Here is an 11,222-nt window from a genome sequence, read left to right on the forward strand (position 1 = left end):
CATCAGCCGCGGGCTCGAACGACTGGCACCCGCAGCAGAGATGCTACGGGTGCTCAGGGAGAATGGGCTCGCGAGATGAGACCAATGCTCAGGCCAGGGGCTGGACCCGGGGTCGATGAACTGCGCGATGCGCAGTTCATCGAACAGGCCGATTCAAGACCAGCGAAGGCCCTGCCAAACCAAGACGCCGCGCTGACGTGTCGATTGGCAACGCTGTCTGTAGTCTTGCCACCGGCCCGTGGAAGAACTGCGCGATGCGCAGTTCTTCCAACTCGAGTCCAGGGCTTGCCCTGGTTCGGGTCGAGGGGCGAACAGCCCCCGCGGGGCCCGGGGCAGCGCCCCGGCGCGGCGGCCCCAAGGGTGAAATCAGGGCAGAAGCCGCGAGAGGAAGCTCCACTTCGTCGACTGCCCGGACTTCATTGCTAGAACCGCCGTGATGCCGATGACGCCCGCTGTGCACGCCAGGTTGATCGGACCCATCACGCTCAGAAAGCGCATGAGGCCTCTCGCCTTCTCGGGCGTCCGGGCTGACGGCTCGTTGCCGGATTGCACGGGCACGGCGCCTTCCGGGGCCTGCTTGCCGAGCTCCTGACCGCTCAGGATGTTCGCCGCGCCCGTGAGGACGGCGGCGCCGAGCAGGATGTCCTTCGCGAGGACGAGCCCGCGCGTCTGCTCGTCGATGGATCGCCCCGAGATCGCCGCGCGACCGATGAACCACGTCAGCGCCGCGATGCCCAGGCTCCCCGCGGTCACCACGTTGTAGCTGTTCCATGCGTCGTGCAGGACCTGTCCTCGCTCCTGCTCGGAGTCGATGTCCTGGACCGCGCGGTGCAGCGCGAGCTTGCCGAACAGCGGACCACCGAAGCCGGCCGCGAGGCCGAGATCATGCAGCACCCAGGCGGACGTCGAGAGCACGGCCATGGTCATTCTCCCTTCCTGACGAATGCATCGGCCCCGGGGGGACCGTCTTGCACACCGGCGCGACGGTTTGCACGAGCGATGCCGCCGGCTCGACGTGCTCGCCTGGGCGCTCATCGTTGAAATCCCTCGTCCGACGCCTGTACAACGGACCTCGTGAGCCAGATCGATCCCTCCCAGAAGACGCTCGTCGAGCAGCTCCGCGCCCTTGCCGGCGTCTCTGCCGACACGAACGAGTTCGTCATCGTCAAGGAAGAGGGCCGGACCATTCACGTCCGCTTCAGCCCGGGATCGACCGACTCGCTCGACGTCAAGACACTCATCTCGGAGCAGGGATCCTCGCCGCGCTTCGTCCAGGCGGGGTATCGCAATGGCCGCCGCGAGGGGCCGCTCCTCGTCCCGCGGCCCATGAACCTCGTGCTCCGCAAGGAGACTGCGGCGAATCGCCAGGGCAAGGCCGACGGCGTCGATCGCGAAATCCAGACGGATGATCCCGCGTTCGACGACGCGGTCTTCATTGATACATTGATCAACGATGATCTCGTCCGCGCCCTCCTCGCCTCGCCCGACGCCCGCGCCGCGATCCTCTCGCTCCTCGGCGACAATTGCGCGGTGATCCGCATCGACGACTCGACCGCGGGCAACATCTCGCTCGACCTCGTCGAGTTCACCCAGCCCGCGCCCGATCAGCAGCGCGGCGCGCGTATCGTCGACGCCCTCGCCCGCCTCGCCGCGTCCTTGCCTCCCATCCGGGCGAGCGGCGAGGCGCCCCCGGTCGACAACCAGTCCGCGGCGGCCACGACTGGCTGCGTCTTCGCCTTCCTCGGCCTCATCGGCACCCCCATGGCCGTGTACGGCCTCGCGCCGAGCGGCTGCGTCGAATCGGACGGCGAAGGATCGAGCCTCGTGTGCGGCGCCGGCCCGCAGTGTTGCGAGCCCCTCTGGACGGGGTTTTTCGTGGGCCTCCTTCTGAGCCTGCCAGTTATCGCTTTCCTCCATCGAATCGTGCGCGGAAAACCGAATTCCTCGACGAGCCGGTTCGTCTTGCAATGCGCCACCCTCGTCGTGTTCGCGGAGCTCGGGCTCGTCGCCTCGCGCCTGTGGCGCTAGGGTCGGCGACGCGCTACCCGGAGGAATCCTCCGCATGGCTCCACCTCGTATCGTCCCTCCCCTCGCCCTCGCGCTCCTCGTGGCCGCGGCCGCGTGTGGGAATGATCGCGAAGGCACCCCGAATCTCGCGCCCGCCCCTGCGCCCTCGGCGACCGCGCCCGCGCTCCCGGATCCTCGAGCCGAGGACGCGGGTGACGCCACGCCGGATGCGCCGAAAACCCCCGCATTCGTCACCGTTTTCGCCGCGGGGGACGTGAGCTTCGGGCGCCTCGTCGGCCAGATCCTCCTGCGCGAGCCGGATCGCGCCCTGTTTGCCCCAATGGAACACCTCCTCCGCGCGGCCGATGTGCGGTTCGTCAACCTGGAGGGGCCCATCAGCGATCAGGGAAACGAGACCGTCTCCCCCGAGAACAACCTCGTCTTCAATGGTCCCCCCGCCTCGGCCGACGTCCTCGCGCGCGCCGGGATTGACGTCGTCTCCACGGCGAACAACCACGCCTGGGATTACGGCAAATCGGCCATGCTGGAGACCCTCGATCACCTCGACCGCGTCTCCGTCCTCCACGCGGGCACGGGCGCGACCCTCGAAAAGGCCTTCGAGCCCGCGATCCTCACGCGCCGCGGGTTCCGGCTCGCTTTCCTCGCGGTCACCGACGTCTGGAACCAGGGCGTCCTCTCCAGACACCCAGGCCGCGCCCACGTCGCCGGAGCCGATCGCGAAGCCCTCGTGCGCGCCGTGCGGGCCCTCCGCGAACGGAGCGACATCGACGCGATCCTCGTCAGTTATCACGGCGGCGAGGAATACCGCGAAGACCCACTTCCCGGCACACGCGCCCTCGCCGAGGCCGTGATCGACGCGGGCGCCGACGCTTTCCTCGGCCACCACCCGCACGTCGTGCAGGGCGTCTCGTTCCACGCCGGAAAGCCCATCGTCTACAGCCTCGGCAACCTGCTCATGCGCATGCACAGCGGCCACCCGTGGACCGAGATGGGCCTCGCCGTCAAACTCGAGCTCGAAAAAGGCGCCCCTCCCCGCCTCTTCGTGTGTCCGTTTCGCATTCACGGCATCGAGCCGATCCCCCTCGCCAAGGATCCTCGACGCAAGGCCTACGAATCTCACTTTTTCGGTCGATTCCAGGCCTTGTCGCGCCGCGTCGGAAGCGCGAGCCTCGGCCCCGCCGGTGAGGACGGATGCGCGCCCGTCGCACTGCCTTCCAGCACCGAAAAGCCGAGATCCGCGGATTCTCCTGCATCGAACTTTCCGTAGTGCCGGCCGGGCATTACCCTTCCTACATGTTCACGCGAAAGCTCCTCCTCGGCCTCGGCGCCTCGTGCGTCGCGGTCGCACTCGCATTCGCTGCCGTCGAACCTCAGGGCACAAAGGCCGCCCACGCCGCCGCGCCGCCCGAAGTCCGCGGACCTCGCGTGGCCGTCCTGGCCACGTTCCCGGGCGCCGAACACACCTCGCTTTATCTCGTCCAGGCCGGCGGAGGCGCGGATCCCGCCCCCGTCGCCACGTTCGCGCACCTGCCCGACGCCGCCGTGCGCGCCGCCGTCGTCCCGGGCACGCCGTACGTGCTCGCGACGGCCGATACCACGCCCTCGCGCGACGCCTCCTTTCATGCCTCCCTCTTCCGCCTGCGACCCCACGCGCCGCCCGAGGCGCTCGTCGATCGGGTCGTCCACGCGAGCCGCCCCCTCGTCACCTCCGCGGGCCGAATCTTCGTCTCCCGCGGCCGCGCCGGCACCGAAATCGAGGGCGGATTGCGCGTCGATCCGCTCACCGTCGACGAGGTCGACCTTTCCACCGGAAAAACCCGCGCCGTCCATGCCGAGCACGGACACCTCCTTTTCCTCGCGGGCGCGGCGGGCAAGGAGATCGTCCTTTATCGTGTCCTGCCCGATCACGCCGACGTCGTCGCCGTCGATCCCGATACGGGTGCCGTGCGTCCCATCGTGAAAAACCTACCGCCCTTCGCCCGCGATTTTTCCATCGACGCGAGCGGTAAAAAGCTCGTCTTCCAGGGCCGCCACGAAACCGACAGCCGCACCTGGGTCATCGACGAGATCGATCTCGCCTCCGGCCATGCGCGCCGCCTCTTTTCGAGCCCGAGCATGACCCTCGCCCCGGCCGTCCTCCCGAGCGGCGGTGTCCTTTACAATCCCCCGGGCCGCGGACTCTCCACGCTCGACGCCGAGGCGCGCGTCGCCGGCCCCCTCGGCCCCGGCGTCGACCTCGTCGCGGCCACGACTGCCGATTCCCGCTGGATCGCCGCCTTGCACACGCAGCCGAGCTCGCTCGCCGTACCTTTCCTCGTCGATACAGAGGCCGGCGTCGCCTCCGTCCTCCCCGCGCCTCGCGGGAGCCGCGTGGCCATTGCCGGGTTTTACCCCGCGAACGGAGGTGCTCTTTGAGCCCCAAGCACCCCCTCGCCGCCGCCGCCTCGCTCGCCCTCCTCGCCGCGAGCGGCGGCGCCGCCGCTTATTGCCCTTCGTATACCGCGTCGAGCCCCGCGAACGATCACGGCTGCGCCATCGAGGCCGTGGCCGGGACGAACCCGACGAACGACGAATGGAACGTCATCTTCGACCTCGTCTCCCAGGGCCCCGCGGCCTGGGGTGACCAGGGCCCCTCCGTCACCGACATCGGCCAGGGCTGCGGCAAACCCGAGCCGTACCAATCCGTCTCTGCGCGTTTCCCTTGCGAATTGCTCAAGGCCCTCACGAAGGTCGAGTCCGGCTGGCGCCAGTTCTGCGTCCCCACCCTGCCCGCGGATCAGGTCGGCGGCGAATCGCGGACCATCATCTCCTTCGATTGCGGTTATGGAATCGGGCAGGTCACGAGCGGCATGCACGTCGGGGAAAACCCGGACTTCGACCGTGAGCGTGTCGCCTCGGATCCGTTCTACAACCTCGCCACGAGCACCCGCATCCTCGCGGCGAAATGGAAGGCGACGAACTGCGTCGGCGACAACCAGCCCAAGATCGTCGAACACTGGTACACGGCCACGTGGGCCTACAATGGTTTGGCGTACGTGAACAATCCGAACAACCCGAACTACGACCCGAACCGCGGTGTCTGGAAGCCGTCCGTGGGCGGCGCCGCGCCGTACCAGGAGAAGGTCTACGGGTTCATGGAATTCAATAGCCAGTGGGAGACGATCGAGCCGGCCTATCCGAACCCCGGCGACATCGGCGGAGGCACGAGCCCGCCCGATCTGCCCGAGCCCGATTGCGCTTCCCCCACGGATTGCGAGAACAAACGCCCGACCCACGTCACGGCGTGCGCGGGAGCCGTCGGCGGAAGTGGCGGCGCAGGCGGAGGCGGAAGCGGCGGCGCGGGCGGCGGCGGTGGAAGCGGAGGCGCAGGCGGAAGCGGCGGCGCAGGCGGAAACGGCGGCACAGGCGGCAGCGGAAACGACGGCGGAAGCGGCCCCGGCGGCGGCCCCGGCACCACGGACGACGGCAATGGCACCGTCCACGGCGTCGTCACGTGTCAGTGCCGCGCCGCGGGCACGAATGATCGGATTCCCGGGTGGCTCGGCCTCGGCTCACTCGCCGTCCTGGCGAGCCTCGGCGCGCGCCGCCGCCGTCCGCGCCTCTAGCCTCATTCGCAGGCGAGCGACTTCATATCCGCCACGCGTTTCGGGAACTCGGTTTCCAGGATGAAATTCGAGATCCGCGTCTCCGGGCCGTTGCGGCTCCTGCCCACGTGCAGGAAGTTCGTCCCCGTATCGCCCGCGTGGCAACCATTGCACGTCGCGATCGAGAACGCCTTGCGGAGGTTTTCGGCCGCGCCGGGGACCTCCCAGGTGAAAGTGTTCGTCGGCACGCGCGACGATCCGCCGTTGAACGGCTCGCCCTTGAACCGGGAGCCTACCTTGTGCGTTCCGTCCAGGATCTTGCGCTCGTTCTGACGAACGAAATCGGCGAGCAGCGTCGTATTGTTGTGGACCAGGTCCGGCGTCAGACCCACGCTCGCCGGCAGCAGTTTCCCTTTGGAGTTGATCTGGAATTGCCGCAGCTCCCACAGGGGCGTCGCGTCGCCGAAGGTCAGGGCAATCTCGTTCGTGCGCAGTTGATTGAGCACGCTCCCCGGCTGCATCCCTTGCCACGACTTCGCGCTCACGAATTTCTCCGTCAGCACCTCGAGCTTCGTGTTGTACTCCGGCCCGAACGGCAGCGCGCCGAGCGCGTGGAATTCGCGTGCCCAGCTCTCCGGCGTCTGTCCCCGGTTCGACGGCAGCCTGTATTCGAAGATCATGGTGAACGGCAGGGCGCGCCCGTCGGGCCCGTGCACGTTGTACACCATGCGCCCCTCGCCCACGCCCTCGCCGACGTTCAACTTCTTGCGTAAATCGAGCCGGTACACGATGGCGAGCAGGGACATCGGCGCCTTGGCGAGATCGTACGTCTTGCCGTCCGCGCTCTTCGCCCGCCAGGGCCCGAGCACGAGCTCTTCCATCCGGGCGCGCGCCTTGATCGTCAGCCCGTCGACGACCTGGTCCGTGAGCCACGTTTCCATGAATCCCTTGATGAACTCCTGCTGGTCGTGGCCTTTCGCCATTTCCTGGACGACATAGCCGAACGACCATTTCCCGAGTCCGGTCGCCCGCGCGTCCTGGATTACCGACAGATCCGTGATGAAAAGCTCCTTCGCGGCATCGACGACGCAATCGGTGAGCGCCTCCTCGTTTTCCCCGATGGGCTCCGCCTCTCCTGGGTCGGAGACCGGCACTTCACCGCAGCCCACCCCAAGCACGAGCGTCAGCGCAACCGTGAACAAACCATGCATGTTACGTTTCATGACTGCCCCCGCCCCTCGCGGAGTAACGCCCGGCCGTCTCGCAGGACAGAATGTCCCGGACGCGCCCCCGCGGGGTTCTATGGCCATCCGGCGCGCTCGGGCCTCCGAGCTTCGCACCGAAAACCTGCTCCCTACGGAACAGCCACCAATATCATGCGCTCATGGTGAGTCGAGAAGCCCCCCTCCCGCACCCCGTGCCCGGAGGGCATTTTTACGTCCGCTCGCACCGCGCCGCCTCGATTCCGTCGCGCAAGCTCCGGAGCAAGAGAATCCCCTCGAGATCCACGTTCGCGTGGACCAACGTCCGCGCAAGCTTCGACGTGATGCCCGTGGCGATGGGGCGCGCCCCGAGCAGGCGAATCGCACGTCCGAGGCGCGCCACCTGCTCGGCCGTCTCCGCCGTGAGCGCGTCCGCTCCGGTCAAATCCAGGATCACGGTCTCCGCGCCCCGCGCGGAGACGGCGTTCAGGATTCGACCTTCCATCTCCAGTGCGCGCGCGGAATCGAGCACCCCGATGATCGGCAGCGCGATCGTGCGCGACGAGACCTCGAGCACGGGCGCCGAGAGGGCCAGGATCTCCTGCTTCTGCCGCTCCACGATGGCGAGCGTCCCCCGAAGCTGCTCCGCGAGCTGCCCTTCCTCGGCCGCGCGCCGCTCCGCCCCGCGCCGCGCCGTCTCGTCGGTGTGGTGCACGAGGATCACCGTCTTGCCCGTCGCCGGATCCGGCAGCGTGCGCGCCTCGACCGCGTGCCAGCGCTCGCCCACGGCCGTGTGCACGGCCGTCTCCAGCGAAAACACCTCGCCCGCCCGCGTCGCCGACAGCAGCGCCTCCGGAATCACATCGTCCGGAAAACGCGCGCGGAATGGCGCGGCGGTCCCGAATGCGCTTTGCGCCGCCGGGTTTTGCAGGACAATCTCCCCTTCCATGTCGAGCAGCGTCACCATCACCGACGTGTGCCGCAGCGCCTCGATGCTTCGCACGAGATCCGGGCTCGGCGCCTTCTCCTTCACGACCGCCTGGATGAGCACACCCGTCCGGCCATCGTCGAGCGGCACGCCCGTCATGAAGAGCTTCATCGTGACGGGCTCGCCCTTTGGATACAGCGTCCATTCCTCCTCGGCCGTCCGGCCCACGCGGAAACCGTCGATGTACCCGCGCATCCGCGTCCGCGTCGACTCCGACATATCGGAGTAATCACGCGCGTAGAGCTCTTCCGGGGTGCTCGCGCGCCAGAGCTCGAGGGCGGGCTTGTTCGCCCAGCGCTGGCGGAAGAAGTCGAGGTCGAACACCCAGGTCGGGACAGGGGAGGATTCCAGGGCGGCGAGCCGTTCGTGAAGCTTCATGGGTCGGGCGTCGACGGGCGACGCAGCACGTCGCAGGGGACCTCGTTTAGGACGGAACCAACGCGGTGTCTACCACGCCCGAGGCCCCTCCCCCAGGCCCGACTCGTGCTGTTCCACGGGCAAACCCGCAATCTCGCGCAGCGCGAGCGGAAAGAAGCTCTCGTTATCCATCGCCCCCGGTGCGCTCCCCGGGTAGCGGCGCTCGATCGAGCGCTTTCCACGCATCGGATCGATCCGGCGGATCACGACCGTCCCGCCTTTCACGTGGATCTCATCCACCTCGATCGCGCTCCATCGCTCCACGCGCTCGCCATCGAAAAGCTCAATGAATTCGCGCCCAATCCGCGCCCGCCGTGAAAGATCCCGCGCGTCCCGCCCGATCTCGAGGGCGCCGTGGGATTCCACGTCCTCGCGCGCCTTCCGGAGCAGCCACTCGTTCCAGGCGCGCTCGGCCGCCACGGCGAACAGATATTCCTGATGCTCCGGCCGCGCCCCGGCCGTGGGCCTCTCGCCCTCGTAAACACCGTGGATCCGGAACGCCACGAAGGCGCCCCGGCGCCCCATCCAGCGCAGATCGAATTCAACGCGGTTCGAATCGCCTTTTTGGCGGGTGCGCACAACCTTTACCAGCGCGCGTGCATCTTCGAAACGGAGCACCACGCGCGGCAGCGGATCGCCCCACGTGTGGCGCGCGAGCCCGTCCTTGCCCACATACGTGCACGACGCGACCGGGCCATTCACCTCCCACGCGATCGGCGCCGCGAACCACGCCCCCACCGCGGCCGCGACGACCGTCAGCGCCGCGGCGATCGCCTCCGTGAGCGGCGCGCCGACGCCGAGCTGCCGGAGCAGCCACACGAGCATCCCGATGGGCACGAGCGAGACCACGCCCACCGCGACCGCGCTGAACGCCACGAGCACGGACGTCCGCAGGGCCCGCAGAGAAAGCGTCACCGGCTTCTCCCCGGCCTGCATGGTGCTTCCGACCGAACGAACGTCCCCGATCTCCGGCGGGGGCAGGGCGAACACCCGCATCCCGTCGGCCAGGCGATCCCCCGCGTGTGACGTCGCCCGTGGCGCGATCCGTGTCATGCCGTCCCGCGTCGAGGATATCCTCTCCGGCCGCGGCCCGCGAGCCCAACGTTTTCGGCCTTTACGTCGCCGAGCCTCCCGGATTACGCTCTCTCCGCGTGTCGGGCCACCTGAGATCCTTCGGCGCGGATCGCGTCGGCGCATGGGCGTATGCGAATGGCTTCGCGTGGAACCCGTTCCCCGGGGAGAGCTGGTTCCGCCCGTGGGAGCCGCACGACAACATCGCGCCTCCGGGCCACTTTCTCCACTCGGTCACGCGACAGACACCTCACGGCCCGTACGTGCTCGTCGAACCCTGGTACGCGCCGGACCTCGAGACCGAGCCGCTCGAACGAACCATCTTCGCCTACGCCGCGCACCCGAACCTCGTGCGCCGCGCGGCCATGCGCGTCGGCGAGCACTTCGTGACGCGCGTCGCTTACCTCGAAAGCGCGCCGCCGCCGAAGGTCCAGATCGGCGACAAACTCTGGGATCAGCACGTCACGACGTTCGCCGCCTCGCCTGTCGAGGCCGCCGCCGCGTTCCCCCCGCGCCTGCGCTCGATGCTCGCGAGCTGGGGTTTTCAGGGGCACCTCGAGATGCGCCCCGGCGGCCTCGTGATCTTCATGGCGGGCCTGCGCCCCGTGGCCGAGCATTACCAGCGCTTGCTCGGCGTGGCGCGCGAGGTGCTGCACGCGACCCTCGGCTAAAAGACGAACGGCACGTCGACCTGCACGATCTTGTACTCGAGCCCGCCGCCCGAGAATCCCGTCGGCAGATCGAGCCCCATCGTCAAGGAGACCGCGGGGCGTAGCCACATCTTGTCGCTCAGCTTGAAGTGCCCGCGAGGCCCGAAGCCGAGCGTCCAGTTGTCAATCCGCGTGGGATCGGTGCCCTTCTCGATGGTCTCGTTCGAGACCCAGAGCTGGTAGCGGAGCTCGGTGCCGATCGAGAGCTGCGGAATCACGAACCACCCGAAATGCAGGCCCGCGGTGAGGTTCGTCCGGGCCGCATCCTTGTCGAGCGTGGCGCCGCGCACGCGGAGGAGCTGCAAGAGCGTCACCTCGGCCTGGAGCGTGATCCCGTTCGCGATGTACCCGATGCCCGCACCGACGATCGGGGTCATGTAGTTGATCTGGAAGAGCGCGTTGTCCATCGAGGCGCGCGCATAGATGCCGTCGAGGTTCGCCGTGCGGGTCGCCATGTCGGGCGTGTCGCCGCCGCCCGTGCCCACGGGGATCGTGGTGGCGGCGAACAGGCCCACCTTCCACGACTCGCCGAGCGGAATCGAGTAGAGCGCGCCGATCGCGGGGTTGATGAACGACGTGGCCTTCGTGCCCTCGGGCCCCGACGTCTCGCTGTGGATCATGCCGAGCCGCACGATGGCGGCGAGGTTCGGCAGGATCTTGTAGCTCCCGAGCAGAAGCACCGGGACCGTGGTCTTCGTCTTCGAGAACGCGAACGTCGTGTCGAGACGAACCACGTTCCCCGCGGTCACCGGCCGGAGCATGAAGGGCAACGAGTACGGCGCCGGGGTCTTTTTCGCCGCGGGCTCCGGCGCGGCAGGCGGGGTCTCCGCCGGGGGGTTTTGTTGCGCGCGCGCTGGAAGGGCGGACGAGAGGCCGCCGAACGCGAGCCCTACCGCAACCAAACGTGACAGCCCACGACGAACCCCAATTCCGTTTTTCACGACCCTACTCTCTCCTCTCCGATCCCAACGTATCCGAGAGCAAGCGCAAGGTGCGAAAAATCCGAGCCGTGTTCGTGCGCGGCTTGGCGTGCCAGACCACGGCGGCTCGACCCGACCCCGACGCGCGCGACCGCTGCGCGGGCAAACCATAACGTTCGATACTCCTCTTCTTGGGGCCGCCGCGCCGGGGCGCTGCCCCGGGCCCCGCGGGGGCTGTTCGCCCCTCGACCCGAACCAGGGCAAGCCCTGGACCTCAGGGGGAAGAACTGCGCGATGCGCAG

Annotated in this window: 10 protein-coding genes; 5 read left to right on the forward strand and 5 right to left on the reverse strand. The window is 68.3% G+C overall.

Features of this window, described 5'->3' with window-relative positions; translation table 11 throughout:
- Positions 1-366: 366 nt before the first annotated feature.
- The gene (locus KEG38_RS54325) at positions 367-921 is read right to left on the reverse strand and encodes a hypothetical protein (protein WP_272429087.1); all 555 of its coding nucleotides are present in this window, start codon (positions 919-921) and stop codon (positions 367-369) included.
- A 153-nt stretch (positions 922-1,074) separates the two neighbouring features.
- Between KEG38_RS54325 and KEG38_RS54330 the strand changes: the two genes are divergently transcribed.
- Genes KEG38_RS54330 through KEG38_RS54345 form a run of 4 tightly spaced genes read left to right on the forward strand, consistent with a single transcriptional unit; the run spans position 1,075 to position 5,633 of the window.
- The gene (locus KEG38_RS54330; protein WP_272429088.1) at positions 1,075-2,028 is read left to right on the forward strand and encodes a hypothetical protein; all 954 of its coding nucleotides are present in this window, start codon (positions 1,075-1,077) and stop codon (positions 2,026-2,028) included.
- Positions 2,029-2,062: 34 nt separating this feature from the next.
- On the forward strand, positions 2,063-3,295 hold the full coding sequence (locus KEG38_RS54335; protein WP_272429089.1) for a CapA family protein: 1,233 nt from the start codon (positions 2,063-2,065) through the stop codon (positions 3,293-3,295).
- A 26-nt stretch (positions 3,296-3,321) separates the two neighbouring features.
- Complete coding sequence (locus KEG38_RS54340) at positions 3,322-4,443, forward strand: TolB-like translocation protein (protein WP_272429091.1); 1,122 nt, start codon at positions 3,322-3,324, stop codon at positions 4,441-4,443.
- Positions 4,440-5,633 (forward strand): MYXO-CTERM sorting domain-containing protein, encoded by a 1,194-nt coding sequence (locus tag KEG38_RS54345; protein WP_272429093.1) that lies wholly within the window; start codon positions 4,440-4,442, stop codon positions 5,631-5,633. Before KEG38_RS54340 ends, KEG38_RS54345 begins: the two co-directional genes overlap by 4 nt.
- Positions 5,634-5,635: 2 nt before the next feature.
- On the opposite strand, the gene KEG38_RS54350 is transcribed toward KEG38_RS54345, so the two are convergent.
- From KEG38_RS54350 to KEG38_RS54360, 3 genes are all read right to left on the reverse strand, one after another.
- Positions 5,636-6,835: a hypothetical protein gene (locus KEG38_RS54350; protein ID WP_272429095.1), complete on the reverse strand. Its 1,200-nt coding sequence runs from the start codon at positions 6,833-6,835 to the stop codon at positions 5,636-5,638.
- A gap of 211 nt (positions 6,836-7,046) precedes the next feature.
- The gene (locus KEG38_RS54355; protein WP_272429096.1) at positions 7,047-8,180 is read right to left on the reverse strand and encodes an STAS domain-containing protein; all 1,134 of its coding nucleotides are present in this window, start codon (positions 8,178-8,180) and stop codon (positions 7,047-7,049) included.
- Between the two features lie 69 nt (positions 8,181-8,249).
- A complete protein-coding gene (locus KEG38_RS54360; protein WP_272429097.1) occupies positions 8,250-9,272 on the reverse strand; it encodes a hypothetical protein in 1,023 nt (340 codons plus the stop codon).
- A gap of 98 nt (positions 9,273-9,370) precedes the next feature.
- Between KEG38_RS54360 and KEG38_RS54365 the strand changes: the two genes are divergently transcribed.
- Complete coding sequence (locus KEG38_RS54365; protein WP_272429099.1) at positions 9,371-9,961, forward strand: hypothetical protein; 591 nt, start codon at positions 9,371-9,373, stop codon at positions 9,959-9,961.
- Here the strand turns inward: KEG38_RS54365 and KEG38_RS54370 are convergent.
- On the reverse strand, positions 9,958-10,941 hold the full coding sequence (locus KEG38_RS54370; protein ID WP_272429100.1) for a hypothetical protein: 984 nt from the start codon (positions 10,939-10,941) through the stop codon (positions 9,958-9,960). The genes KEG38_RS54365 and KEG38_RS54370 overlap by 4 nt on opposite strands.
- Positions 10,942-11,222 lie beyond the last annotated feature (281 nt).

Origin of the sequence: Polyangium jinanense (genome assembly GCF_028435265.1) — a bacterium.
In the GTDB taxonomy this organism is placed as follows: domain Bacteria; phylum Myxococcota_A; class Polyangia; order Polyangiales; family Polyangiaceae; genus Polyangium; species Polyangium jinanense.

Excerpts from the sequence above, each read along its gene's own strand:
- KEG38_RS54325 (WP_272429087.1), bottom strand. The coding sequence starts at position 921 with ATGGCCGTGCTCTCGACGTCCGCCTGGGTGCTGCATGATCTCGGCCTC.
- KEG38_RS54335 (WP_272429089.1), top strand. The coding sequence starts at position 2,063 with ATGGCTCCACCTCGTATCGTCCCTCCCCTCGCCCTCGCGCTCCTCGTG.
- KEG38_RS54340 (WP_272429091.1), top strand. The coding sequence starts at position 3,322 with ATGTTCACGCGAAAGCTCCTCCTCGGCCTCGGCGCCTCGTGCGTCGCG.
- KEG38_RS54350 (WP_272429095.1), bottom strand. The coding sequence starts at position 6,835 with ATGAAACGTAACATGCATGGTTTGTTCACGGTTGCGCTGACGCTCGTG.
- KEG38_RS54355 (WP_272429096.1), bottom strand. The coding sequence starts at position 8,180 with ATGAAGCTTCACGAACGGCTCGCCGCCCTGGAATCCTCCCCTGTCCCG.
- KEG38_RS54360 (WP_272429097.1), bottom strand. The coding sequence starts at position 9,272 with ATGACACGGATCGCGCCACGGGCGACGTCACACGCGGGGGATCGCCTG.